Origin of the sequence: Streptomyces sp. NBC_01450 (assembly GCF_036227505.1) — a bacterium.
Classification (GTDB): domain Bacteria; phylum Actinomycetota; class Actinomycetes; order Streptomycetales; family Streptomycetaceae; genus Streptomyces.
Genome location: NZ_CP109481.1, coordinates 2,222,513 through 2,248,166, shown reverse-complemented (window position 1 = coordinate 2,248,166; position 25,654 = coordinate 2,222,513). Strand labels below are relative to the sequence as shown.

Here is a 25,654-nt window from a genome sequence, read left to right as displayed (position 1 = left end):
GCACCCCCGTGCCGGACCAGCAGCAGCCCGGAGCTCCCACCAGCCGCCTACCGCACCCACCGCCACGCTCTCCGCCGGCGTGCTGACTCCCGGCACCCTACGAGCCGGTGCCCAGTGCAAACGTCACCGCACGGCTCAGCGGCGACGGGCTGCCCTGGAGTCCGCGTTCACCGCCCTCCAACTGACCACACCGTTCACGCTGTGTCCGTCGACCACCGACACCTATCAGCCGGGCATGCGGGGGTAGCTGAAGTGCAAGCCGTACGAGACGACCGAAACCATCGTCGGCGCGGTCACCGGAAGTATGGCCGCACCCCGTGCTCTGGTGCTGGGCAGGTACGACACCGACGGGCGCCTACAGTACATGGGGCGCACCGCTACCCTGAGCGCGCCGGCCGGGGTCTCACTCGCTCTCCTGCTCTCCCGGCCGGGACCGAACACCCCTGGACCGGCTGGACGTTCTCCGCCGGACCCGTCAGATCGACGACATGCTGGGGGGGTGCCTCTATGTTCTTCGTCAAGCGTCTGGGCAGCCTCTGCCCGGGGTTCGATCTTCTCTGTGGGGCGTGAGACTGTCTGGTCGTGCCAGAGATGACGAGTGGGTTGGAGGCAGCCTTGGCTGAGGCGTCGTCTCCTTCGTGGACCCAGCGTGTTCGTGCCGGGCGTGACCTTGCTTCCTTCGCTGATGTTTCTGAGGCTGCGGAAGCGTTGGTGGGGCTGCTGCTGGACGTCGAGGACACGGCGGTGACCCGGCAGACGGCAGAGGCTTTGACCCGGGTGGGGACGGTGGCCGCCATAAGGCTTATCGCTCTCGCGGTTGCCGAGGCTGACGACAACCAGGCCGAGTGGCTGCAGACCGGGGTGCATGACGCGCTCGTGGGACCGGGCGGTGTGCCGGACGTCGCAGCGGCCTGCGGGAAGCTCGCCCGGGACCCGGAAGAAGCTGTCCGTCGGGGGGCCGCAGATATCTCGGCATGGGCAGACGACCCATGGTGTTGATCTGCGTCAGCCTTCCTGTGGACTGGTTCATGCAGCCGTCGCCTGGGGGACGCGGGGTTCGTAGAAGGTGCCGTCGCGGAGCATGGCGAACAGGACGCTGATGCGTTGGCGGGCGAGGCGGAGGAGGGCTTGGGTGTGGGTCTTTCCGCGGGCCCGGCATCGGTCGTAGTAGGTGCGGGAGGCGGGATCGGCGTTCATGCAGGCGAAGGCGGAGAGGAACATGGCGCGTTTGAGCTGCCGGTTTCCGCCTCGTGGTGCGTGTTCGCCGTGGATCGAGGTGCCCGACGACTTCGTGGTCGGGGCAAGTCCGGCGTAGGAGGCGAGGTGGGCTGCGGTGGGGAAGCTGGTGCCGTCGCCGACGGTGACCAGCAGGACGGCGGCGGTCCTGACGCCGACGCCGGGCATCGATGTCAGGACCGGGGAAAGAGGGTGTGCCTCCAGCAGGGCGTTGATCTGGGCTTCCAGGGCCCGGCGTTGTTCGTGGACCGCGGCGAGCGAGCGGGCCAGGGAGGGCACGACGATGTCGAGGGTGCCGGTCCCCGGGACCACGACGGTCTGTTCGTCCAACGCGTCGAAGACGTCGTCGATCAGCCGGGCGGCCATGCGCGGGGCCTTGGGCCGGATGAGCTCGACGAGCCTGCGGCGGCCGGCTTTGCGCAGGGCGGTCGGGGAGCCGTAGCGCTCCAGCAGCCAGGTGACGGCCTGGTGGTCCAGACGCGGGCCCAGGACGCGTTCCAGCGACGGGTGGAACTGGGTGAGCAGGCCGCGTATCCGGTTGGAAGTGCGGGTGGCCTCGGCGGCAAGGTCCTGGTCGAAGCCCACGAGCACGGTCAGTTCGGCGGTGATCTCGTCGGTGAGTTCCAGCGAGCGCAGGGTGTGCGGCAGGGTGCGGGCGGCGTCCGCGATGACCGCGGCATCCTTCGCGTCGGTCTTGGCCTCGCCCGGGTAGAGGTCGGCGATCCGGCGCATGGCCAGTCCGGGCAGGTAGGCGACCTTGCAGCCCGCGTCCCGGGCCACGGTGAGCGGGAGGGCGCCGATGGAGGCGGGCTGGTCCACGATCACCAGGACGGTGCCGAACTTGGCCTTGAGCTTGTCGAAGACGGCCCGCAGCTTCGGCTCGCTGTTGGGCAGCTGCTTGTCGAGGACCTTCTTCCCGGCCGGGGTGAGCCCGTGGCCGTGATGAGCACTCTTGCCGACGTCCAGGCCGAGGAACACGCCCACGTCTTCGGGGTCGAACATCGCGCCCTTCCCAGGGTGTTGAACGTGCCGGCCTCGGCGGTGGTGTCGTACGCGCGCATCCACGTTATGCAGACCTGCCGCCCGCGAGCTGTCCGGCATTGCGCCGGACCGGGCGGTGGCCGGACCTCTCATCAGCGTCTCCGACGGCACCTCCCAGGCCCGGCGACACCACCCCCCAGGTCATGCCTTCGACAGGGGGCAAAAGTCATACCGGGCCCGGAGGCCAGCGGCCCTCTTGCAGGACCGCGAAAAACATAACGGGGGTGAACGGCAGCGTGAGGAGCGAGCGAGAGCCGCTGCGTGGAGAGCTGCAACGGGAGAGGCCCGAGGCGTGGACTGTCCGTTACGCCCCGTCCCTGGCCGACGCCTTGATCGTGAAGCTCGACGAGGACCTCGCCATCAGAACTCCTCTCCGAGAAGACGCGGGCTGAGACGCACACGCCCAGGCGCCGTCGTGTCGGTCTGGCATGTGTTTCATGAGACACATCAAAGTCTGGAGAACGACGGCCACAGGACCGTGCTGTGGCGGACCGAGGACGGTGTCCGGCTGCAGTCCCGTACCGGCCGCGACGTCACCGCGCTCTGGATGGACCTGGCCGTGGCCGCCATGCGCCTGCCTCCCGGCGTGATCCTGGACGGCGTGGCGGTCGTGTATCTCGCCGACGACGACGGCAGCGCGCAAATCAGCTTCGAGGCGGCGCAGTTCCGCGCGTTCTCCGGGCCGTGCCGGGCCCGGGAGCTCGCCGCTCGGCACCCCGCGACGTACGTGGCCTTCGACGCCCTGGCCCCACCCTGCGGCGGACTTCCCCGACCTTCGCCCGCGCCCGTACGTGGAGCGCCGCCAAGCCTTCCTGGACGTGCTCGCCCGCGTCGGCCCGCCGATCGAGCCAGTGTGGTCGACCACCTACCAAGGCCCAGCAGACCAACAGAGGGATCACCGGAGCGCGAACGACGCTCGCTGCTGCCACCTTGTTCCGTCGTGAACCATCAGATCGACCGACGACACACGGCCAGTGACGGGAAGCCGGCTACGAAGGTCGGCCTCGGCCTCCTCCAGCACGGCATCGTCTTGCCCCTGGGCGATGGTCAGATGCGGGACGACCTCGTCGAACTGCCCGCCGAACGGCGGGGTCTCCGGCCACCGGTCCGCGATCGCCTCGGTGAGCCGACGGAACGGGATGTCCGGTTCGGGGACGAGATACAAGATCCCCGGGAATCGCCCGCAGTGCTCGAACCGGGCCTCGAAGGACCGGTGACGCCCGATCACTTCTCCGATGGCAGCGCAAGCACCGTCGTCGATGCGGCTCTCGTCGAGAAACGGGAAGAGGACGGTGACATGGGCCGGAACACCCGCACGGGCTGAGGGGTCCAGCCGGTCACGCCACGCTCGAACAGCAGGTTCCGCCTCGGGGACCCTCACGATGAGTCCCGACCGCCCTGCCTGAAACTCACCGGAGTCATCGCCTGCCATCGCACATATGTATCAGCAGGCCCAGAGCGACAGCGACCCGATCACGATCGAGTGATGGCGCGCGTTGAAAGCTCAGGGCTCTGTCCGCAGTTCCGTGATTGCCGCGCCTACGCTCTGACCGCGGTGTCATGCTGGGACACGGAGCAGCGGGAGGGAACATCGCGGAGGGCAGTGGTGGTGCAGCCGGGCTCGATGCGCGGCCCTGGTATGCCGCGAATGAAGCCGTGGCGTTCCTGCTGGAACTTGCCGCGCTGGGCTTTCTGGGCTGGTGGGGATTCGGTGCGGGGCATGAGGGTGCCCTCCGGATCCTGCTCGGCGTGGGCACACCCCTGTCAGCCGTCGTGGTCTGGGGGCTGTTCGCGGCACCCCGGGCGCGGTGGCGACCGCGGCTCGTGCTCGTCCTGGTGGTGAAGGCGCTGGTGCTCGGCGGTGGCGCCGCCGCTCTGTACGGAGTGGGGCACCCCGTCGTGGCAGGCGCCATGGCGGTCATGACGGCCGCCAATATCACGGTCGCCGAGACTTTCCGCATCCCCCTGTCGACCGGCACCGAATCGACTGCACAGACCGGGTAGGCGCGACTGACAACCAGGACCGGTTCACGCAACTGCGGCCAGAACCTTGAAGCGATTACCCCCCTGCTCGGGGGGACCCCACCCCTGCTCGGTGAATCTCCCCACCCGAAGTGCGCCCAACCTGCGGACGGATGCCCCACGGGAAACCCCGCCCAACAGCCGGCCAGGCCCAGGGGTGGACTGCTGGTCCGGGATGGCCGAAGCCAACGCGCGGCATCGCCGCAGGCGCGCCCTTGATCGGTCGGCGGAGTCCGCGCACTCCATGAGGCGTGACGGCTTCGCCGGGTACGGGCAGACTGAGGTCAACACAGGGAGGATGCATAGATTCCGAAGAGCCGATGTACCGGTTCCGGCGCGATGTCACGCGGCCGGGAGGACCCCCGAGCCATCTGGACGTGACAGGGGTGAACGTTCTGGCCCAGGCCGCCGGCATAGCGAGCTGGTGGATCCGCAAGGGCATCGCCGACCGCGTCGAGGTACTCCACGGGCAACGCCTGGTCCTTGCCCTCTCACGGTTCGACGTCCAGGTGCTCGATGATCCACGCGGGCCGAACACCTACCAGGTCCGAACGGTGGACCATCAGCACACGTTGATGGGTCTCGGTCATGCGGCCCAGCTGCGGGACGCGTTGATCGTCGCCGACGAGCAGTTGCTGTCCCGGAGTACGTCGGCTGCGGTGGAGATTCGCAGAGGCCGGTCCACCGTTGCGCTTGTGACCCGGGCGGACCTGGGCCGGGTGTTCGTCAAGCCTTCGCCCGGACTCCGCCCCCGCAAACGTGTGGGGGACGCCGACGCTGGATCAGCAGCTCCTCCGTGACCGTCACGACTTGCACGCCCCAACCCAGAGACTTCCCACTCAGTTGAACGCCGGAGCGAGTTGGCTCTATCGGTGAGTGCTGACACCGGTTGTCGATCGCTGGTGACACCGCCTGGCCCTCGGCGTCTGCGCACGCGACTTCGGCACCCCCTGCGTCCACGAACACGCCTGCATCCGCTGCCCCGTCCTGCGACCCGATCCCGAGCAGCTGCCCCGGCTGGAGGAGATCCACGCGAACCTGCTCGACCGGCTCCGGGAGGCCGAGGAACAGGGCCGGCTCGGCGAGGTCGCCGTAATCGAGGCCGGCCTCGCCGCCGAGCAGAAACTCGCCGCCATGCGCGACATCCCGGCCCGGCACCCTACCGTTCACCTCGGCGTGCCCGATTTCCGTGGCGTCGTCGCGCGCATCGACTCCGAGCAGCGAAACGAGGATGCGAAGCAGCAGCCCTGAGGACTACAACAAAGCATGACCGTCTTCCTCTGTTCCAAGTGCGGCACCGCGATCACGCCGGAGTTGGCCGAGCTTGCTGCCGTCCCTGACGTCTTCGACGACGAGCGTGACCGGGACAAGGAGTCACGCCGGGCACCTTCCACCGTTCCGCGGGGCGGCTACGTGATCGATCCCGAGCCCTGGGGACCTCCCTACGTCGTGCAGGACGATCAGGAGGACCCGAAGCCGGCTCAGTCGCGCGGACCTGTGGTCTGCCGGGAAGAAGGCTTCGTCATCTCGACGGGCAGCCGACAGACAGTGCTGCTGCACCCCGCCGACGCCGTCGGCCTTCAGCCACTGCCCAACTGGGAGAACAGCAACGGGTGCTGCGGACCGACAGGCGACGAGGGGCTCAACCGGGCCTGCCCCTGCGGTGCCCCAGTCGCGACCCTCGTGGCCGACTGCTTCGGGCCCTACGAACTGCACCTCGACCCCGTCCAGACCTACGCGTTCTCCCAGTAGGACCGCGAAGCGCACGGGGACGACGCGACCGACACGCCTGGCCCGCACGGCCGGACACGATGCCCCTGAGGGTATGGGTCGGACGATGTTGCGAAGGCGGCGGTCGCCCGTGTTCTGGCAGACCGAAGCTACTCAGCGCAGTACGGCCGCCAGCAGGTCGGCCCCCAGCGCCGTCAGATCGGGCAGATTGAGGGTGTAACGGACGTAACGACCGTGCCGCCGGGCCGTGAGCAGGCCCGCGCGGCGCAGGACAGCGAGGTGGCGGGAAACCTCCGGGGGTGAGAGTTCCCAGGCGTGGGCCAGCTCACCGGTGGTGTGCGGGCCGCGGGCCAGGGTGCGCAGCAGCCGCAGCCGTACCGGATGCGCGAGTGCCTCCAGCCGTAGCGTGACCGTTTCCAGCGATACCGGCTCCGATGGACTCGCCTCGGCCACGGGGTACTGCACCACCGGCTGCCATCCGGGCGCATAGACCGCCACCAGGTGCGGGCGGCCGAAGACGCTGGGGAGGAAGGTGACCCCGGTACCGCGCGCGGCGGTCGCATTGTCCTGCAACTTGTCCACGATGATGCAGTCGCCGTCCGGCGCCAGGGTCACGGCGCCGGAGACCGACGCGAGCGCCGCCCCGATGCCCTGGCGCTTCAGCAGGTCGTTCTTCAGGCGCAGGTCGGTGGCGAGTTGCACGGCGACGCCCGTCCAGGCGGCGTCGAAGAAGGCCTCGGCGCACTGTTCGAGGGTGTCACGCACCCGTGCCCGCACGGCGGCCGGGTCCGAGAGCAGCCGTTCCGCGAAGGCCTCTTGGAGCGCGCCGCGGGCCTGGGCCCGGTCCAGGGCCCGTTCGCGCGCCGTCGCGTCGGCGAGCGGCGACGGCGCGGCGAAGTGGACCCGGTTGCTGCCGCACGTGGTGATGAGCGCGGCGGTCACATAGGTTTCGTCGTCGATCCGGTCTACATCGTCCAACTCCTCGGCGAGGGTCGGCCGGGGACGAGCGGGGACCAGGAAGTCGGCTCGTGAGGAACGCCAGAGGAACTCCGCTTCCCTGAGCCGCTCGGCCAGCTCCGGCCGCAGCCCAGCCCAGACGTCCCCGGCCCAGCCGGCGAGCTGCGGGTGATGCGCGGGTTCGGCCAGCACGTGCAGCATCGCGGTCAGTTCGGCCAGCGGGGAGGCAGCGAACCGCAGTCGCCCGGACGGCAGGCCGTCGATGTCGATCCTCAACGTCATCCCCTCATCATCGCTGGTCGGATGGCCGACGAACGCGTCGATTGACGGTGTCCGTCAACCGACATGGTCGGCCCGGTGGCCGAACGCACCGTTGACGCCATGGCAACCACCACCAAGCTCCAGCCGCGCGCCCTCGTCCGTGCCTCCGGAGGCCCCCGCTATGCCGTCGCCCTGGCCGTGGACGCGCTCGGCACCGGCCTGCTGCGGCCCTTTCTGCTGCTCTACGGGATGACCGTGCTGAGGCTGTCCGCGTCGGTCACCGGCATCGCCATGACGGTCGGCGTCGTCGTGGGTCTGGTGTGCATGCCCGCTGTCGGCCGATGGCTGGACCGGGGCGCACGCAGCACGGTCGTGGCAGCGTCGATGCTCGTGCGGGTGCTGGGCGTGGCGCTGCTGCTGGCCGCCCCGGCGGGGCACGTCTGGCTGTTCGCGACGGCGGCACTCTTCCTCGGCATCGGCAACCAGGCATGGCCGGCCGCCCATGCAGCCCTCGTGGCCACGGTCGCCCACGGCCGCGAACGCGACGCCGCTCTCGCGGCAGGCCGCGCCCTGCGCAACGCCGGCCTGGGCGCGGGTGCCCTCCTCGCCACCGCGTGCCTGGCGGGCGGCACCACCGCATTGCAGGCGCTGGCAGCCGTCACCGGGCTCGCCTATCTCGCTGCGGCGGCCTTGGCATGGTCGGTCCACCTGCACACGCATCCGGCCGCTACCCCGGCCATGGACAGGGCCGACTGGCCCGCACCTCGGATGCGCGCGCTGCTGGCCGCCAACGTGGTCTACGCCTTCTGCCTCAACATCACCGAAATCGCGCTCCCCCTGGTCCTGGTGACACAGTTGCACGTATCCCCGGTGTGGTCGTCAGCCATCTTCGTGGCGAACACGGTGCTGGTGGTCACCCTCCAGGTGCCAGTCACCGTCCTGATGTCCCGCTTCTCCCGGCGGACCGTGCTGGCTCTTGCCGGCGTGGTAGTCGCCGCGTCCTACCTCGGCTTCCTCGCGGCCACCTCACTGGGACACGGCTGGAGTGCCCCGGCCGTCGCCACGGTGTCCGTGGTCTGCACCATCGGCGAGATCATCTATGCCGGCAGCGCCACCGCGCTCGTCACCACCCTCGCCCCGGCCCCTGTCCTGGGACGCGCCCTCGCCCGCTTCCAGCTCTCCACGGGCTTCGGCCTCGCCGTCTCCCCGGCGGTCGTCACCGCTCTCGCCTCCCACGGCTCGGCCGCCCTCTGGGGCAGCCTCGCCGCTGCGACGCTCCTCTCCGCCACCGCCGTTGCCACCGAGAAGGATCAAGGAACGCTGCCCAGCGGTCGCTGCCGCCCGGCACGAGCAGGCTCGTGAGCTCGGCGATCGCCTCGGGGGACGGCTTGAAGTAGCGGCGGACGTTCTCCGGCTTCTTGTGGCGGGACTTCGCCATCAGCATCAACAGCGAGGCGCCCAGTTCGCCGAGTTGGGGCAGGGCGGAGTGGCGGTACTCGTGCAGGTCCCAGCCCGTGCCCGGTCCGCGCAGGGCCGTGTGCTCGTCGAGCAGGGCGCGGGCCTGCCCGTAGGAGAGACGAGCCAGGCCGGTGACCGGGCACACGTCGCGGGGGCTGACGACCTTGCCCGGCCCCGGGCGGCGGTGGGTGACGAACACCGGCCCGCGGGTGCGGCCTTTCAGCAGACGGGGCAGCGGCCGAGCGGTACCGGCATCCCAGTACACGGGCTCCAGCACGTAGTCCTCGCGAGCCCGGCCCCGGCGGCGGGCTTTGGTCGGGGCGCCCTTCGCCTCGACCGGGCAACGGCGCCCGGCGAAGTCCAGATCCTCGATGGTGACGCCGAGGATTTCCTCCGCCCGCCCGGCTGTCTCATACAGCATCCGCCACAGCGTCTTCTCCCGTAGGTGCACCTCGCGCCGCGCGATCAGCCGGTCGATCGCCATCTTCGAGCGGGCCGGGGTCTCGGAGCCCGGCACAGCCAGCCGCTTCGCCCAGGCCGGGACCGTCGGCCGCCGCCCGCACGGTCAACGCCTTCCCGGTCGGCAACTGCGCGACGGTGGGCGCCTCTTCCCCCTTGCCGCAGATAACAGGGCCGCTTTACGTAGCGGTCGGAGGACGTCACCGCAGGTGACGGATCAAGCTACCGCAGGTATTGGGGTGTTATCCGTGGGAGGGCTTCAGACGGGTCCGCCCGCCGACGACAGAAGTGTTCCCTGCGTGTTCCCCTTCGGGTCAGTCGCACTGACCGGCTTGGCGTGCGGGTGGTGGGTTGAGCTGGAGTTGCTCCGGTCACTTTGCTCGTCCGGACCCACCCCGAAGCAGTGCAGTTTCCATGACCACATAGGCTTCACGCTTCGTACCGGTTCCTCCGCTACTTCTTCACACCTCTCAGGAGAACGATCTCCGTGTCCCACCGGAAACACGTCGCCGCACTCAGCATGGCTGTCACGGCCGCGACTCTCGGTGCCTGCAGCAGCACCGGCTCCACGCCCGCGGCTGCAAAACCCGCCGCTGCGCACAGCTCGGCGGCTTCCAGTCCGGTATCCGCCTCCCCGACTCCGCGGATGGCGCTCCTCACGAAGCCGCTGCTCACGTCCGCTCTGCTGCCCCTGTCGCAGATGCCGGCCGGATGGTCAACCGATAACAGCAGCACCAGCAGCGGCGACAAAACCTTCTGCGACTACCGCCAGCCGCACAAAGCGCAGGTGCAGGTCTTCCGAACCTTCCAGAAGGGCGGCGGGCTCACCGCCACGGTGGCCTCCGTGGGCCTTCGGCAGTACGCGAGCGCGAGCGATGCCGCCGAGTCGTTCGCCGCGATGGAGAAGGCACTCGAGTCCTGCCACAAAGAGACCTACCAGGGATCAGTGCTGAAGTACTCGCCGATGAGCGTGGACAAGCTCGGGGACAGTTCCCTGGGCGTGCGCATCGACAGCGACGGCACCACGGCACTGCAGCAGTTCACCCTCGACGGCCCCACCCTCATCAACGTGGGCACTGGCGGGCTGGCGGACGCAGAAGCCGACACGGCCATCAAGCTTCTGCGCGATCAAGTTGACCGGTACGAGGCCGCGGCCCGCCAGTAAGGCGGCCACGCAACTCGCCATCCGGACACTACTGCGACACAGCGTGTCGCCGCACGACGGCCTCCGATAACCGCTGGCCGACACACCCGGACCAACGACCGACTGATCCAAACGAAACCGCCTAGCTGTTCTACCCACGGAACCTTGTCCCCGCCGCGCCGCAACGGGGACCAGGCACTGGAAGGGGTGCGGGCCGAAGCGGCCCAGGTGACGGTGGCCGCCGCTGCCGGCAGGACGACGTTGATGGTGATCATCTGGAACTCCTTGCGGCGCCCATGGGTGATGGCCGCACCGGCCGTCAGAGCCGCGAGTCCGGTTGCAGCCATCGGGACCAGGATCCCGCGACGCCGACGAGCGGTGGGGGGATCAGCCCGAAAGCGGCGAGGACTTCGACTGCGCCGATGAGCCTGGCAGGTTCGGCACCGAAGTCCATGTGGCGCTCAATCACTTCAAGCTAAGAGTAAATTGCTTGCCCATCTTACTTCAAGCTTGGAGTATGCTGGGGGCGTGGAAGAGGAACGGGAGACCGCTGATCCGCGCTGGCTCGATGCCGACCACCAGCAGCAGTGGTACGCATTCGCCTATGTACTGACCCAGCTGCCGGCCGCACTGGAGGCGCGGATGCAGCGGGACGCGGGCATCGCACAGTTCGACTACGTGGTGATGTCCTCGCTGTCGATGGCGCCGGAACGCACCCTGCGGATGAGCGATCTGGCCCAGTACGCCGGAAGCACGCTCTCCCGGCTGTCCAACGTGGTGATCCGGCTGGAGAAGCGCGGCTGGATGCGGCGACACCCCGACCCCGCGGACGGTCGCGCCACCCTGGCCACCCTCACCGACGACGGCATGGACAAGGTTGTCGCCGCAGCCCCCGGCCATGTCGACGCGGTGCGTCAGCTGATCTTCGACCCGCTGACCAAAGCGCAGCAGCGTCAGCTCGGTGCCATCTCCCAGCGCATGCTCGCCGCCCTCCAAGCACCGTGGCCCGCCGACTGGCCCGGCACCACCCCGTCGGCCGACCGGGACTGACCCCCACATACCTGGGCCCTGCACACCAGTCGCGACCAGGCCGAGCACTTCATCGGCGCCTGACCTCAGCGCACCGAGGACGGGAGGCCCACAGCCGCGATGCCACCGGCCGACGGCCGCCCGTCTTCTCCCTCTTCTCTCCCGGAGCATCATGAAGACCGTCCTCATCGCCGGCGGCAACAGCGGCATCGGCCTCCAGGCCGCCCGCAGCCTCCTGGCCCACGGCCACCGGCTCGTCCTGCTGGGCCGTGACTCTCGCAAGGGCGAGGCCGCTCTCGCCTCCTTCGGCACCGCCGCCGACCGGGCCTCCTTCCTCGCCGCCGACCTGTCCACCCACGGCGGTGTCCGCGACGCCGCCCATCGCGTCCTCGCCCAGCACGACCGCATCGACGTCCTCGTCCACACCACCGGCGTGTTCACCTTCGAGGAGAGCCGCACGGCCGACGGGCTCCACCCGTTCTTCGCGGTCAACTACCTCAGCCGCTACCACCTCACCCAGCTCCTCCTGCCCGCCCTGCGCCAGGCCGGACGGCCGGTCGTACTCATGATGACCGCCGCGATCCCACCGACCGACGAGACCGACTTCGCCCGGTTCCCCGAGTTCACCCCCTTCGCCTTCAGCCGCGACCGCAAGCCGATCCAGCTCGCCAACCACCACTACGCCGCCCATCTCACCCGCGCTGAACCCGGCCTCGCCGCCGGCGTCATCAACGCGGGCTCCGCCAAGACCGACATCATGCGCATCGCCCCCTGGTACATGCGGGCCGGCATGAAGATCCTCGGACCGCTCGTCCTCGACTCCGTCGACACCTCCGCACACAACGTCGTCGAAGCCGTCCAGCACGACGACTGGCACACCCCCGACTACTGGGCCAAGCCGGGCCGCTTCGAACAGCGCACCCCGATCGCCCTGGACGCCATGACCACCCAGCACCTCATGGACGCCTCCCGCAATCTCACCGGCGCCTGACGCCTCACCCTCAAGCCCGAACTCTCGCGCTCACGGCTCTCAACAGGCCGATCCGCGCGCAGATCCAAGCGGCGAAGACATATCGGTCCGTACTCCTTGACGGCTCCGCCGCCGAGACTCTCCTCCGGCACCGTCATGATGTCGCTTCGAAGTGAAAGTCTCACTTTCCCGGGACTACTCCCAAGACGAAATGGACCCCCGACGTCTTATCTTCGCCGGGGGTCCATCTCATTTACCGACGAGGACAATCCGGTCGTCTGCTCCCTCTTCCAAGTCCGCCGGCGGCGACGGGTGCCCAGGAGATGACGTCGATGCGGTGGAGCTGGAAGAGGTCGATGTGGTCCAGGCCGAGGCGTCGCAGGCTCATCTCTGCCTGCTGGCACAGGTATTCGGGGCGGCCCTACGGGGGCCATGCCTTCATGCCGAGCTGGACCGGGCCCCCTCGTTCACCGCGGACCGTGTCAGATCCGTTGCGGGTCAGGCCGGGCTTGGTGGCGATCATTGTCCGGCTGCGTGGGCCGTCGGCGCGGTCATGGTGCGGGGTCCTTCCTGAGGGGTGCTGCGGATGTGTATGCGTGGCTGGTCAGGACAGGCCGAACATCAACCACGCCTGCTTGGCGGCGAAGTCGGGGTAGAGGGTGTGCATGGCGTCGAACAACTCACGGTCGGTGGACGCCTTTTCCTGGAGGCTCCCGAAGTCGGTGAGGTAGCGCCTCGTCGTCTCGATGCACTCGGAGGTGTCCGGGGCGCCGGGCTTCTTGTGACCGGCCACGGCCGTCTTCGGGTTCAGCGCCGCCAGCCGGTCCAGCGCCGCGATCCAGTTCTCGCGGATCTTGGGGGTGGTCTCGGCGACGTACGCGTGGCACTGGTTGTACAAGACGTCACCACCGACCACGAGGTCGATCGACGGGACGTACAAGGAGGTGCTGTTCTTGCCGTCGGTGTGGCCCTGCTCGATGATCCGCAGCTCGTGGCCCTCCAAGGTGAAGGTCTCGTCCTCGTAGGGCTCCGGCAGCGTGAGCGTGGTCGGCATCTGCCCCGGGAACCACTTACGGAAGGCCGGCAGCGCCTTTTCGTGCTCTCGTGCCAGCTCGACCGAGCCCGGTGTCGCGATGGCGCGGGCCTCGGGGTAGCGCCGGAGCAGCACGCTGAGGCCGCCGAAGTGGTCGAGGTGGCCATGGGTGATGTAGATCGTGGTCAGGTTGCGGTGGTGCAGGGCGACCCAGTCGGCCAGTGCCTCGGCCTCGGGGACGATGGTGAGCGGGTCGACCAGGACGGCATCGCGCTCGCCGTAGATCAGGGTCGAGGTCATCGGATCCCAGGCCGTCGGCGCTCCGAAGGGCCGGGGCCGTTCTGCCACCAGTGGCTTCTCCGGGGCGGTGAAGACGTTGACGTTGAGCTGAGTGGGCATGTGACTCGGTTGCTCTCTGTCGTACGGATGTAGGTGATCTGTGGATGGGAGGTGGTCGGGGCCGTCAGCCCGGCAGCGGCAGTGGCGGGAGACCGTGGCCCGGCCACAATTCCCTCGACACCTCTTCCGGGCACTGCCTGACCCCGGCTTCGCGTCGAGTTCCTGCACCGGCCGCCGTCGTGTGTCGTACGCCGGCCGGCCCGGGTCTCCCGTCCTCGCGAACGCCGTCCACGCCGTACGGAAGCGGGACGACAGCTCCGTCGCCTCGGGCGTGACCGCCGCGTCGGCGAGCGCCAGGCGCCCGAAGTCGGCCTCGAACGTGCCGAACAGCAGCGGGACGTCCAGGCCGTGGCAGGCGCCGAAGACTCCGCCCTTCCCGGGCCCCGGCCAGGTCGGCTCGTGGACGAACGCCCGGCCGCCGCCCTGAACTTCTGCCTCGGCCAGGTGCAGGGACGGCATGCGCAACAGCCAGTCCGAGGAGACGCGTTCGATCAGCTCGTCCGGTCCGGCGTCGGGGTATGCCGCGCGACAGGCGAGCTTCCCCGCCCCGCCGGGGGGAGCTCTGCGCGATCGTCCGGTGGAACAGGCCCCGCGCGCTCGGCATCGCCGGCAGGGCCGCCACCGATCCCGCGCCCGCCGACTCGCCGAACACGGTGACCGTGCTTGGGTCGCCGCCGAACGCTGCGATGTTGTCCCGTACCCACTCCAGCGCGGCCACCTGGTCGAGCGGACCCCGGTTGGCGGGCGCGCCCTCGATGCGGGTGAACCCCTCTGTACCCGCGCGGTAGTTGAAGGTGACCATGACTCCATCGCCGTCGCGGGCGATGTGCTGTGCGTCGTAGCCAGGGCTGTCGGCCTGGCCGAGCTTATACGCGCCGCCGTAGATCCACACCATCAGCGGGCGCCCGGCGGCCGGATCCGGATCGGGAGTCCAGACGTTCACCGTGAGCCAGTCGTCGCCCGTCGCCGCGTCCGGGACGTCGAAGATGCCTCTGAATCCGAACTCCTGCGGAGGCGGCGGCCCGAGGCGTAAGCGTCGCGGACGCCTTCCCATGGCTCGGGCGCGCGAGGTGCCTGGAAGCGGGCGTCCCCCACCGGCGGCGCGGTGAACCGTATGCCGCGGAACAGCCAGGCGGTGCTCCAGGCGGCCACGCACGGCACCAGCAGTGGTGCGCACCACGAGCCGCCGCTCTCTGGCGCCCGTCGAGCCCGGGGTCTCGGCGGGATCGGCTGTGGTCATCGTTCACTCCTCTGCGGCCCGTACGGGAGGACTCCTCTGCGTACCGAGTCGCATGGGCGGGGATCGGAAGGCTTCGCTGCCGACTTCGCGGCGGGCCCCGGCTGTTCCGGCACAGACGCCGGACCAGGAGGAGCGCACGAACCCCCTTGCATGTTCTATGTCATTCACCATAGATTAGCTTCGGCGAGTCCGCCTACGTGGGCAGCCCCCCATCTCCACGGCGAGGAAGACGGACCAGCATGGACGAACGTTGGATATCCGCGGCCGGTCCCATCTCCGGCTACGCGGGGCGTACTGAGGTGGTGTCATGAGCCCTCGTAAGAGCGACAGTCGCGAGCGGATGGTCAGCAGTACCGCGGCCCTGCTGCGCGAGTACGGCGCGAGCGCGACCAGCATCGACCGGGTGCTGGCCCACAGCGGCGCCCCGCGCGGCTCGGTCTACCACCACTTCCCCGGCGGGCGGACGCAGCTGGTCGAAGAGGCGGTGGAGCTGGCCGGCGACTTCATGGCCGGCGTGATCGAGGCCGCCATGCAGGCCGACGATCCGGTGGCAGCCATCGACACGTTCTTCACCATGTGGCGCGACCAACTCGTGAAGAGCCGCTTCCGGGCCGGCTGCCCGATCGTGGCGGTGGCCGTGGAGACCAACGACGAAGCCCCCCACCTCGCCCGCTCCGCAGGCGCGGTCTTCGCCGGCTGGCAGGAGGCGTTGACGGCCATGTTGCGGCGTCACGGCCTGACCGAGGACCGAAGCCGCCGGCTTGCCGCCCTCGTCGTCGCCGCGGAGGAAGGAGCGGTGGTCATGTGCCGGGCCCAGCAGAGCAGCGCCCCGATCGAGGCGGTCGCCACCGAGATCCACGACCTGCTGGTCCATGCACTGAGCAACCGCCCCGATGCCGACCCCGCTCCCAGCCGTACGACCCACATCCACTGACGCGTATCGCCTCAAGGAGCCGCCATGCCCACCCTCGACCGCCAGGACAACGTCTTCGTCCTCGACCTCGGCGACGGCGAGAACCGCTTCCACCCCGACTGGATCACTTCCGTAGGCGCTGCCCTGGACGAGGTGGAGAAGAGCGACAGCCCACGGGCACTCGTCACCGCCGCCACGGGCAAGTTCTACTCCAACGGCCTGGACCTGGAATGGCTGTCCGGACACGCCGACCAGTGGCAGGACTACGTCGTCTCCGTCCAGCAGCTCTACGCGCGCCTGCTGTCCCTGCCGGTGATCACCGTGGCCGCAGTGCAGGGCCACGCCTTCGCGGCCGGGGCGATGCTCTCCCTCGCACACGACTTCCGGGTGATGCGTGCCGACCGCGGCTTCTGGTGCCTGCCCGAAGTGGACATCAACATCCCCTTCACCCCCGGCATGGCCGCCCTGGTCCAGGCACGCCTTGCGCCGCAGACCGCTCACGAGGCCATGCTCACCGGCCGCCGTTACGGCGGCGCCGACGCCGAGGCCGTCGGCATCATTGACCGCGCGGTCACCGAGGACGCCGTCCGCGCCACGGCCGCGGAGATCGCCCAGGCGCAGGCGGCCAAGGCCGGCGACACCCTCGGCACCATCAAGGCCCGCATGTACGCCCAAGTCCTGATCACCCTGCGCGGCACCACCAACCCGCTGGGTTGACCAGGCAGTTGGCAGAGCGGGCCCGTGGCTTCGAAGGGCTCCGCCCCGTACGGCCTTCAGCCCTCATTTGCGCCCGCTGACCTGACGACGCCCGCCGTCGAAGCGGCTTGACTGGTGCGCGCCAGCAGCTATACGCACACGGTCCCGATGTCCGGGAACAGGCTGACGGCCGTTGGGAAGATCATCCACGCTGGTCGCCGCACCGCGACCGCAGGGAGAAGTACGCGACGAGCAGGGCCGGCTTGTCGCTCATGGCACGACAACCTGCCTGATGCATCGATGAGCGTTGGCATCAACCCCGCGGAGACAGGCCTTCGTTCACCAACCCGGGGCCCCGGACCGACATGCGTCGGTTCCCAGTCCCGCCTGACCGAGTCCTGAGGAGGGCTACCCATGCAGAGATTCGAGTTCGTCAAAAAGCGCGAGCTGCGATACGTCGACGTTCCGATGCCGGTGCTTGAGTCCGACGACGACGCGATCGTCCAGCCGGTCGTCTCGACGACCTGCGACCTGGACCGCTTCATGATCGCGGGTCTGGCCCCGTTCGAGGGCCCGTTCGCCCTCGGACACGAGACCGTGGCCAAGGTCCTCGAGGTCGGCGACAACGTCTCGCATGTGAAGCCCGGTCAACTGGTCGTCCCCGCCTGGCATGTCGCGTGCGGCACCTGCGCCTCGTGTGCATCCGCTCGCCCCACCGGTTGTACGAACGTTCCGCGGAACGCGATGTTCGGCCTGCCCACCGGCGGTGACTACGGCGGCTTCTTCTCCGAAGCGGTCCGCATCCCCTTTGCCGGCTACGCATTGGCGCCGCTGCCCGAGGGTGTCAGCGCGCGTGCGGCGGCGTCGGTGGGCGACAACCTCTCCGACACCTACGGCGCGGTCGCCCCGGCGCTGCGCAATGCGCCGGGCGCCGACGTCCTGGTCATCGGAGGAACCGGCTCGGTCGGAGTCTTCGCTGTCACCTTCGCCAAGGCACTCGGTGCGTCCTCGGTCTCCTACGTCGACGCCTTCGACCCCGAGTGCGTTGAACTTGCCCGCCGACTGGGCGCCGAGATCCTCGACGAAGCGCCCCGTGGCCGCGAGTTCCAAGTGACGTTCGACGCGTCCGGCCGTCCCGACGGGCTACATGCAGCCCTCAACGCGGTCGCCCCGAACGGCACTTGTCACAGTTTCGGCATCTACTGGCAGGACGTCGCCGTGCCCGCGCTCTCGATGTACATGCAGGGCGTGACGTTCACGACGGGCCGGCCCAACGTCGGTCCGAACATCCCCGACGTACTCGCCCTCATCGCCGACGGCACCGTTGACCCTCTCCCGGTGTTCTCCGACGTCGTGAGCTTCGACGACGCCCCGACCGCCCTGGCCCAAGGCCTGCGCAAGCCCCTCGTCGTCCGCGACGGCTACTAAACCGAACAAGGAGAAACCCATGAACCGCATCGTCGTCGAGTACTTCGGCCCCGCCGACCCCGACGCCTTCGACGCCCGCTACCGCGACGAGCACGTCGCGCTGGTGAGGGCCATCCCTGGCCTCGTCGACTTCCACCTCTCCCACCCACACGGGCTCAGCGGCGTGACGCCGTATCTGGTGGCCGAGATGTCGTTCGCCGACGAGGACGCCGTGGCTACCGCACTGCAGTCCGCTGAGTTGGCGGAGGCCGGAAAGCACGCGGCAGGGTTCGAGGTCGCTTCGACCGCCCTGTACACCTCCTCTCCACGGCAGCCCTGAAACCGGCCGACAGCCGGGGTGGACGGTCAGCGCGGACCACCACGTGCCTCCGCATCCATCCCGGCGGCATCCGCTTCGAAAAGGCCCCAGACCCACGGATCGAGAAGCCCGCGGATGCGATCGTGCGGGTCGTCCGGTCCTGCATCCGCGGTTCTGACCCGTGGCCCTATCGCGGAATCGATCAGCCCGCCACCGGCTCGACCATCGGCACAAGTGCGTCGGAGAAGCGTCGGCTGCCACCCTCTGGGTTGCCGCCATGTCCGCGTAGACGCTGTTCCACGACCACTGCATCGAGTTCATTCCGGCGACGGTCTCGGGCATCGCCGCGCGCCGCAATTGCTGTCGCCTGCGCGGCAATGCCCGCGCCGCTCGTCATCTTCGTCGCCGACAAGGACACCGGCGTCGCCAACTCGATCAGCAGCATCATGCGAACCATGGGCGGAGCGGTTGGCACAGCCATCGTCATCACGATCCTCGCGGGCTCGGCGCAGATCGCCTTCTTGCCGGCGGCGTTCCTCGCATCGATGGCTTCCGGGGTATTCGGGCGACGCACGAAGTCAGCCCGCCCAGACCAGACAGGTCGGCCATTGCCACGCCAACCAGCCTCCGATTTGTCAACGCCGCCGCGTCAACGCGACCAAGGAGAATCAGAGATGAGCACGACCCAGACGCACCCTGTCGACGACGAGATCACCAAGGAAGTTCGGGCGAACCTCGACAGAGCGATCGCGGACCTCACCGTGGGAGCAGACTCCTGGTCGAGGCTCGGCCTGGACCAACGGGCCACCCTGATCACGGAAACACAGGCGTCGATCGCGCGGCACGCGAACGACTGGGTCGCGGCCGCGATCGCGGCCAAGGGAACCCACGAGGGCTCGATGGAGGGGGAGGAGTGGATCTCCGGGCCGTACGCGTCGCTGGCCGGCTTCGGTCGCGTCGCACACAGCCTGACCCTGATGGCAAAGGGCGAGTCGCCGCTGAGCGGCGTGAAGGCCCAGTCGGCACCCGGCGGCCGGATCCGGTTCAAAGTGCTGCCGTCGAGCCTGCTCGAATACACCCTCTTCCACGGCTTCACAGGCGAGGTCTGGCTCAAGCCGGGCGTTCCGGAGGATCAGGCACGAGGAGAGGCCGGTCTCGGAGCGCTGCGCGTCGGAGAGAACGGTGGCGTCGGGCTGGTGCTCGGCGCCGGCAACATCGCCTCGATCGGGCCGCTGGACGTGCTCTACGAACTCGTCGCCTTCAACCGGGCATCCGTGCTCAAACTGAACCCGACGTTCGCAGGACTCACCGAGGCCTACAGCGCGGCGTTCAAGCCGCTGATCGACGCGAACCTGCTGCGGATCGTCAACGGCGCGGCGAAGGTGGGCGGTTATCTCACCCAGCACCCCGGCATCGCGCATGTGCACATCACCGGTTCGGCCGTGACCCACGACGCGATCGTGTGGGGTACCGGCGCCACCGCCTCGGCGAACCGCGAAGCCGGCACACCCGTCCTGGACAAGCCGATCAGCTCCGAGCTCGGGGGCGTCTCGCCGACGATCATCATCCCCGGCAAATGGAGCAAGGCCGACCTCAAGTTCCAGGCCGAGCAGATCGCCACCCAGCGACTGCAGAACTCCGGCCACAACTGCATCGCGACCCAGACGCTGATCCTGTCCGCGGAGTGGAAGCAGAAGGAAGAGTTCCTCGCCGAGCTGCGCCGCGTCTTCGACCGCCTGCCCCGACGCGAGCCGTGGTACCCCGGCTCCGACCGCAAGATGGACGCCGCCCGCAGTTCCTACCCCCAAGCCGAGGACCACTCCGGCCGCCTGCTGATCGAGGTGTCCGAAGCCACGAGCAGAGACCTCTTCGCGACCGAGTACTTCTCACCCGTGCTCGGCCACACCGCTCTCGCCGGCACGGGCGCGGAGTTCTTCCAGGCCGCGGTGGAGTTCGCCAACACCGAACTGGACGGCACCCTCGGCGCGAGCATCGCCGTAGCCCCGAAGGACAAGCGCGCGATCAAGGACTTCGACGAAATCCTCGCCGGACTCCGCTACGGCTCCATCGGAGTCAACGCGTGGAGCGCGGTGGCGTTCCTGGGCGCCCCCTTCACCTGGGGCGCGTTCCCCGGCAACACCTTGGAGCAGGTGGGCTCCGGCATCGGGGTCGTCCACAACGCTCACCTCATCGACAACACCGAACGCTCGGTCATCTACGGCCCCTTCCGCACCTTCCCGCGCTCGGTTCTGCACGGCGAGAACTCGTTGTTCCCGCGACCGCCGTGGTTCGTGACGGCCAGGACAGCCCACCGCAGTGGAGCCAAGTTGTCCGCGTTCGCGGCGAAGCCCAGCTGGCTCAAGCTTCCCGGAATCTTCGCCGACGCATTCCGCGGCTGACTCTCTGCATCCCACAACCTGCGAAGGAGCACTCCGTGACCAGCATCAAGAGCACGTATCCCGACGTGGCGATTCCGGCGACCAGCGTCTATGACTACATATTCGGCTCGCTGAGCGAGACCGATCTCGGTCGGGTGGCGGTCGTCTACGGTGACCGCACGCTGACCTACGGCGAGCTCAGACAGGCGGTGGACCGGTTCGCGGGCGCTCTCGCCGCTCGCGGGGTCGCGCCGGGCGACGTCGTGGCACTGCACGCGCCGAACAGTTCCGGTTTCGCGATCGCCTTTCACGGGATCCTGCGCGCCGGGGCCACCGCGACGGCGCTCAACGCGATGTACGCCCCGCACGAGATCGCGGGCCAGCTGCGCGATTCCGGCGCGTCGACGTACGTCACGGTCTCGTCGCTCCTGCCGGGCGCGCTCGCGGGCGCCCAGGAGGCGGGTCTCGGCCAGGACGCGTTCATCGTGCTGGACCCGACCGAGGGCTACCCGTCGTTGCCCGACCTGCTCGGCCAGGACGCGGCCGCACCCGACATCGCCGTCGACCCGGCCACCCACCTCGCGGTGCTGCCGTACTCGTCGGGCACGACCGGCCTGGCCAAGGGCGTCATGCTCACCCACACCAACCTCGTCGCCAACATCGCTCAGTGCGAGCCGATGCTGGAGGTGACCGAGCGCGACACGGTGCTCGCGGTGCTGCCGTTCTTCCACATCTACGGCATGAACGTCCTGCTGAACCTGACCCTCAGAGCACGCGGCACGCTGGTCACCATGTCCCGGTTCGACTTGGCGGAATTCCTGACCCAGATCGAGGAAAACCGCTGCACCTTCCTCTATATCGCCCCGCCGGTAGCGGTTGCCCTGGCCAAGCACCCGATGGTCGATCAGTACGACCTGTCGAGCCTTCGGATGGTGGTCAGCGGCGCCGCACCGCTGGATGAGGCACTTGGCAACCGTCTGATGACGCGACTGGGCGTCCGACTGATGCAGGGCTTCGGCATGACCGAACTCAGCCCCGTCTCGCATCTCACCCCACTCGACGATCCGGACATGTCCGTCGGCTCGATCGGTGTGGCCGTCCCCAACCTCGAGTTCAAGGCCGTCGACCCGGCGACCGGCCAGGACGTCGCCTGGACACCAGGTCGGCGCAGCTCCGCCGGCGAGATGCTCGTGCGCGGCCCGAACGTCATGCAGGGCTACCTCGGCAACCCCGAAGCAACCGCGGCCACCATCGATCCGGACGGGTTCCTGCACACCGGGGACATCATCGAGATCGGTGCCAAGGGCGAGGTCTACGTGGTCGACCGGCTCAAGGAACTCATCAAGTACAAGGGCTACCAAGTCCCGCCGGCCGAACTCGAAGCTGTGCTGCTGACCCATCCCTCGATCGCGGACGTGGCGGTCGTGGCGCATCCCGACGAGGAAGGCGGCGAAATTCCCCGTGCGTTTGTCGTCCTCCAGGACGGCGCCGGCCCGACCGCAAACGAGATCATGTCGTACGTCGCCGAACGGGTTGCCCCGCACAAGAAGGTCCGGATCGTCGATTTCATCGACGCCATCCCGAAATCGGTGTCAGGAAAGATCCTTCGCAAGGACCTCAAGGGACGCCCGGCAACCGCCTGAGACGCCCCTCGATCGTGTGCGGCCGCCGCTGATAGTGACAGCGGTCCGGGCAAGCCTCCCGGCGTGATCGACGAGCGTGCAGTTGAGTCGGAAGGCCGCACAGCCGGACTCGCCGAGCGGCAGCACGGCCCTGCTTTTCCTCAAATCGGGCGAGCCACGCGCCAAAGGAAAAGCAGGGCACCCACCCTGCCGAGCGATCCACCGGGCTGACCCGCCCCAGAGGTCACCAGCAAAGAGGCCCTGAACCTGAACACAAAGACTTGACAGGGAACACGCCTGTGCCATCGTGCTGACCTTCCGGAGGCACAGTGGCGATCCGCCCGTAGCGGGCGATCGCGTCGCCCAGCGGGGTCGCCCGCCCGTCCCGCGACAGCATCCGGATCACGTCGTACGCGCGCACCGCGCCGGTGTGTACGGGCGAGGACCAAGCGGGCGGCGTGGCAGCGGCGTTCACGTATCCGCCCGACCAGCTTCCTGGGCCCCCTAGGGTCGGTGTGCCCTTGGAGACCACCGGGGCCCGGCATCGTCTGTGGGTGGGTCAGCGATCCTGCGAGGCGTACGAGTGTGGAGTGCCGCCTTGTTCCAACGTGTTGTGACGGCCTGCCGGCCGCTGCGCATTGCGCCGTTCCGGCGGCGCGTCACCGCGCGAGTTCCGAGACGTGCGCGTGCTGCAACCGCAGCACAGGATGGATCTACACCGCGACCTTCTACACGACCCAAGATGTCAGCGGGAGTTTGTGCCCCTGGTGCATCGCCGACGGCAGCGCCGCTGAACAATTCGAAGGCGAATTCACCGACGCATACGGGCTCGACGACTCAGCGAGGAGACCCTCGAGCAGGTCACCCGCCGCACCCCTGGCTTCCACGCCTGGCAGGATCCGTACTGGCTTGTCCACTGCAATGACGCGGCCGCCTTCATCGGCGAGGTCGGATCCACCGGACTGGCGGCCCACCCCGAGGCACTCGACCCGCTCCGACTCGACCTGCGTATGGCAGGGAGCCAGGGCCATCCAGTTCAAAGGCGAGTACGAGATGGTGTGAGGACCACTTCCGTGCGCGTAGCGCTGGCCCCCTCCGGGTCGGCCGGCTCATGGCATGCCTGATGCCAGCCCTGACCGGTAAGGGAACCGCGCGGGCCGTATGATTTCGCCTCGCTCATCCGCCCCTCACACGAACGCTCGGGGAGGAGGAGGGAGGCCACCTCCGACCGCTGAGGCCCAGCGGGACGCGACGACGTGACGGGCTGCAACATCCGGGGGGATCATTGCCGGAGACCGGCAATGCACGGACGGCCAGCGGAGTGACACCGCGTCGCGTCACGCGAGGCAGACACTGAGCGTTACCCTACCGTCGCCGCCATGAACACACAGCGTCATGTCGATGCTGCCGGGAGACGAGCCGGCAGCACAGGCCTGTCTCGCCCCGGCAGGCTCACGATCCTGGGCATGCTGACCCTGGTACTGGTCACTCTGGCGGCAGCCGGCACACCGGCCGCTGCCGCGCTGCGCTCGGGTTCCCTGTTGACCGTGCGGTTCACCAACAACAGCGACCGCGATCTGACCCTGGGCCCGTTCCGCTACAACGGGTGCCCCACCACCCTGCCGGAACGCATCAACGCGGGCACCACCGTCAGTTGGACCCTCGACGCGTGCAACGATCCTCGCGGCAACGTGGGGACCGTGGCTTTCAACATCTACCGGGAGTCCGGGCAGGTGAACATCGGGTGGGACTCCCCCCTGCTCGGTTCGGCCGGGTACACCGCGTCCGTACCGTCCGGCTATGTGATCAGTCACAGCGGCGGTCAGGGCTTCGACCCGACCGTCGACTTCACCTTCGACTGCAACTCCAAGACCTGCGACGGGATCCCCGACAGCTGGAAGCAGAACGGCATCTACATCAACCCGGCCGACGGCAGCGCCCACACCCAGCCCGGGCCCGGCCGGAAGTTCATCAACCTGCCGGCGATGGGGGCCAGCGTCGACAAGCCGGACGTCTTCGTCCAGGTCGACTGGATGGCGGACAAGGACCACAGCCACGCCCTCTCGCCCGAGGCGATCAAGCGGGTGGTCGACGCCTTCGCGAACTCGCCCTACAACCGCCACTCGCCCAGCACCGGCATCAACCTGCACGTGGACGCAGGACCGGACAGCATCCTCGACTTCGCGGCCGAAACGAAGTGGGGAGACCTGAGCACGGCCCGGAAACTCACGGAGACGAAGAACCTGGGAACCTCGGTCAACGGTCTCTACCAGTGGGATGCGTTCAACAAGATCAAGACGGAGACCGGAGGCTTCAAGAGCACCGGTCGGGCGCCGATCTTCCACTACGCCATCTCGGCACACAACCTGGAGTCCGGCAGCGCCTCCAGCGGCATCGCCCCCACCCCGGGAAGTGACCTCATCGTCAGCCTGGGCAGCTTCGCCAATCAGGTGGGCACCGTCTCCGAGCAGGCCGGCACGTTCATGCACGAGTTGGGCCACAATCTCAACCTGGAGCACGGCGGGAACAACAACGTCAACCACAAGCCGCAGTACTTCAGCGTGATGAACTACGCGTACCAGATGGGCCTCACCTCCGGGTCCACCACGGGAAGCATGGATCTCTCCCACCAGAACACCGCACTCGACGAGAACAGCCTCTACGAAACGTCCTATCCGACCAGCAGCGGGAACCACGACCTGAAGCACTACTGCGCGAACCCGGGAGGAGGCGGCGCCTACGTCACCGTTCCCTCGGCGGACGAGCAGGTCGACTGGAACTGCGACGGCCAGATCAGCCAAAGGCCGGTCAGCTACGACGTCAACGGCGACGGCCAGCGCACTCCGCTCACCGGCTGGGACGACTGGAGCAACCTGCTGCTGCGCGTCGGCTCCATCGGTACCAACGCCTCGGGCAGCATGCCGGCGCCGACGGTGGAGAGCGAGATGACCCCGGCCGACGAGGCGATGAACGAACCGCTGGACACCACGCCACCGGTCACCAAGGCCACGACGACCCCGCGCCCCGACAGGCACGGCGTCCACCACTCGAATGTCACCGTCACCCTGACCGCCACGGACGACCTGTCCGGTGTGGCGAGGACCGAGTACAACCTCGACGGCAGGGGCTGGAAGCAGTACTCCTCACGGATCAAGGTGCGCGGCGACGGCAAGCACCGACTGCTGTTCCGCTCGATCGACCACGCGCAGAACCATGAGCGCGCGAAGTCCCTCAGCATCCGTATCAAGGGCGGCTCGCACGGGCACAGGGACGGGGACTCCTGACTCTGAAATCCGACTCCTGATCCGAAACACCGTGACGGCCCCCGGTTCGCCCGGC

20 protein-coding genes and 5 pseudogenes are annotated in these 25,654 nt (G+C 68.6%); 17 read left to right on the top strand and 8 right to left on the bottom strand.

What is annotated here, in order from left to right:
- Positions 1-591: 591 nt before the first annotated feature.
- Positions 592-999 (top strand): hypothetical protein, encoded by a 408-nt coding sequence (locus OG568_RS58905; protein WP_329536432.1) that lies wholly within the window; start codon positions 592-594, stop codon positions 997-999.
- 27 nt (positions 1,000-1,026) lie between these two features.
- Here the strand turns inward: OG568_RS58905 and OG568_RS58900 are convergent, their stop codons facing one another.
- Entirely contained in the window at positions 1,027-2,238 is a 1,212-nt protein-coding gene (locus OG568_RS58900; RefSeq protein WP_329533076.1) for an IS110 family transposase, read from the bottom strand.
- Between the two features lie 934 nt (positions 2,239-3,172).
- Positions 3,173-3,709, bottom strand: a complete 537-nt coding sequence (locus OG568_RS58895; RefSeq protein WP_329538157.1) for a 2'-5' RNA ligase family protein — start codon at positions 3,707-3,709, stop codon at positions 3,173-3,175.
- Between the two features lie 128 nt (positions 3,710-3,837).
- Here OG568_RS58895 and OG568_RS58890 point away from each other — a divergent pair, with 128 nt between their 5' ends.
- The 3 genes from OG568_RS58890 (at position 3,838) to OG568_RS58880 (ending at position 6,051) form a co-directional block, all read left to right on the top strand.
- Positions 3,838-4,281: a YrdB family protein gene (locus tag OG568_RS58890; RefSeq protein WP_329538156.1), complete on the top strand. Its 444-nt coding sequence runs from the start codon at positions 3,838-3,840 to the stop codon at positions 4,279-4,281.
- Between the two features lie 395 nt (positions 4,282-4,676).
- Complete coding sequence (locus OG568_RS58885) at positions 4,677-5,099, top strand: hypothetical protein (RefSeq protein ID WP_329538155.1); 423 nt, start codon at positions 4,677-4,679, stop codon at positions 5,097-5,099.
- 466 nt (positions 5,100-5,565) lie between these two features.
- Positions 5,566-6,051 (top strand): hypothetical protein, encoded by a 486-nt coding sequence (locus OG568_RS58880; protein WP_329538154.1) that lies wholly within the window; start codon positions 5,566-5,568, stop codon positions 6,049-6,051.
- A gap of 132 nt (positions 6,052-6,183) precedes the next feature.
- Here the strand turns inward: OG568_RS58880 and OG568_RS58875 are convergent, their stop codons facing one another.
- Complete coding sequence (locus tag OG568_RS58875) at positions 6,184-7,269, bottom strand: helix-turn-helix domain-containing protein (protein ID WP_329538153.1); 1,086 nt, start codon at positions 7,267-7,269, stop codon at positions 6,184-6,186.
- Between the two features lie 99 nt (positions 7,270-7,368).
- Between OG568_RS58875 and OG568_RS58870 the strand changes: the two genes are divergently transcribed.
- The gene (locus OG568_RS58870; protein ID WP_329538152.1) at positions 7,369-8,610 is read left to right on the top strand and encodes an MFS transporter; all 1,242 of its coding nucleotides are present in this window, start codon (positions 7,369-7,371) and stop codon (positions 8,608-8,610) included.
- On the opposite strand, the pseudogene OG568_RS58865 reads toward OG568_RS58870, so the two are convergent.
- Positions 8,576-9,256 (bottom strand): annotated as a pseudogene (locus OG568_RS58865) (site-specific integrase); the annotation flags it as partial. The gene OG568_RS58870 and the pseudogene OG568_RS58865 sit on opposite strands and share 35 nt — an antisense overlap.
- A 555-nt stretch (positions 9,257-9,811) precedes the next feature.
- On the opposite strand from OG568_RS58865, the gene OG568_RS58860 reads away from it, so the two are divergent.
- From OG568_RS58860 to OG568_RS58850, 3 genes are all read left to right on the top strand, one after another.
- A complete protein-coding gene (locus OG568_RS58860; RefSeq protein ID WP_329538151.1) occupies positions 9,812-10,330 on the top strand; it encodes a hypothetical protein in 519 nt (172 codons plus the stop codon).
- Positions 10,331-10,837: 507 nt separating this feature from the next.
- On the top strand, positions 10,838-11,359 hold the full coding sequence (locus OG568_RS58855; protein ID WP_329538150.1) for a MarR family winged helix-turn-helix transcriptional regulator: 522 nt from the start codon (positions 10,838-10,840) through the stop codon (positions 11,357-11,359).
- A gap of 151 nt (positions 11,360-11,510) precedes the next feature.
- Positions 11,511-12,329: an SDR family NAD(P)-dependent oxidoreductase gene (locus tag OG568_RS58850; RefSeq protein WP_329538149.1), complete on the top strand. Its 819-nt coding sequence runs from the start codon at positions 11,511-11,513 to the stop codon at positions 12,327-12,329.
- 307 nt (positions 12,330-12,636) lie between these two features.
- On the opposite strand, the pseudogene OG568_RS62035 reads toward OG568_RS58850, so the two are convergent.
- The 3 genes and pseudogenes from OG568_RS62035 to OG568_RS58835 all read right to left on the bottom strand — a co-directional run.
- Positions 12,637-12,831 (bottom strand): annotated as a pseudogene (locus OG568_RS62035) (aldo/keto reductase); the annotation flags it as partial.
- Between the two features lie 81 nt (positions 12,832-12,912).
- Positions 12,913-13,641 (bottom strand): MBL fold metallo-hydrolase, encoded by a 729-nt coding sequence (locus tag OG568_RS58840; protein ID WP_329538317.1) that lies wholly within the window; start codon positions 13,639-13,641, stop codon positions 12,913-12,915.
- Positions 13,642-13,804: 163 nt separating this feature from the next.
- Positions 13,805-14,980: pseudogene (locus OG568_RS58835) on the bottom strand (carboxylesterase family protein).
- Between the two features lie 307 nt (positions 14,981-15,287).
- On the opposite strand from OG568_RS58835, the gene OG568_RS58830 reads away from it, so the two are divergent.
- From OG568_RS58830 to OG568_RS58810, 5 genes and pseudogenes are all read left to right on the top strand, one after another.
- A complete protein-coding gene (locus OG568_RS58830) occupies positions 15,288-15,914 on the top strand; it encodes a TetR/AcrR family transcriptional regulator (protein WP_443077962.1) in 627 nt (208 codons plus the stop codon).
- A gap of 24 nt (positions 15,915-15,938) precedes the next feature.
- Positions 15,939-16,610 carry an enoyl-CoA hydratase-related protein gene (locus OG568_RS58825; RefSeq protein ID WP_329538147.1) on the top strand — a complete coding sequence of 224 codons (672 nt, stop codon included), beginning with the start codon at positions 15,939-15,941 and terminating at the stop codon, positions 16,608-16,610.
- A 150-nt stretch (positions 16,611-16,760) separates the two neighbouring features.
- A pseudogene (locus OG568_RS58820) lies at positions 16,761-16,893 on the top strand (PaaI family thioesterase); the annotation flags it as partial.
- 110 nt (positions 16,894-17,003) lie between these two features.
- The gene (locus OG568_RS58815; RefSeq protein ID WP_329538146.1) at positions 17,004-18,017 is read left to right on the top strand and encodes a zinc-dependent alcohol dehydrogenase; all 1,014 of its coding nucleotides are present in this window, start codon (positions 17,004-17,006) and stop codon (positions 18,015-18,017) included.
- Between the two features lie 19 nt (positions 18,018-18,036).
- Positions 18,037-18,336, top strand: a complete 300-nt coding sequence (locus OG568_RS58810; protein WP_329538145.1) for an EthD family reductase — start codon at positions 18,037-18,039, stop codon at positions 18,334-18,336.
- Between the two features lie 181 nt (positions 18,337-18,517).
- Here OG568_RS58810 and OG568_RS58805 read toward each other — a convergent pair whose 3' ends face one another.
- Positions 18,518-18,889, bottom strand: a complete 372-nt coding sequence (locus OG568_RS58805; protein ID WP_329538144.1) for a hypothetical protein — start codon at positions 18,887-18,889, stop codon at positions 18,518-18,520.
- Positions 18,890-18,989: 100 nt separating this feature from the next.
- On the opposite strand from OG568_RS58805, the gene OG568_RS58800 reads away from it, so the two are divergent.
- The 4 genes and pseudogenes from OG568_RS58800 (at position 18,990) to OG568_RS58785 (ending at position 25,599) form a co-directional block, all read left to right on the top strand.
- Positions 18,990-20,714, top strand: coding sequence for an aldehyde dehydrogenase family protein (locus OG568_RS58800; RefSeq protein WP_329538142.1), 1,725 nt, complete (start codon positions 18,990-18,992; stop codon positions 20,712-20,714).
- Positions 20,715-20,749: 35 nt separating this feature from the next.
- Entirely contained in the window at positions 20,750-22,336 is a 1,587-nt protein-coding gene (locus OG568_RS58795) for an AMP-binding protein (RefSeq protein ID WP_329538141.1), read from the top strand.
- A 492-nt stretch (positions 22,337-22,828) separates the two neighbouring features.
- Positions 22,829-23,439: pseudogene (locus OG568_RS58790) on the top strand (CbrC family protein).
- A 342-nt stretch (positions 23,440-23,781) separates the two neighbouring features.
- Positions 23,782-25,599 carry an OmpL47-type beta-barrel domain-containing protein gene (locus OG568_RS58785; RefSeq protein ID WP_329538140.1) on the top strand — a complete coding sequence of 606 codons (1,818 nt, stop codon included), beginning with the start codon at positions 23,782-23,784 and terminating at the stop codon, positions 25,597-25,599.
- Positions 25,600-25,654 lie beyond the last annotated feature (55 nt).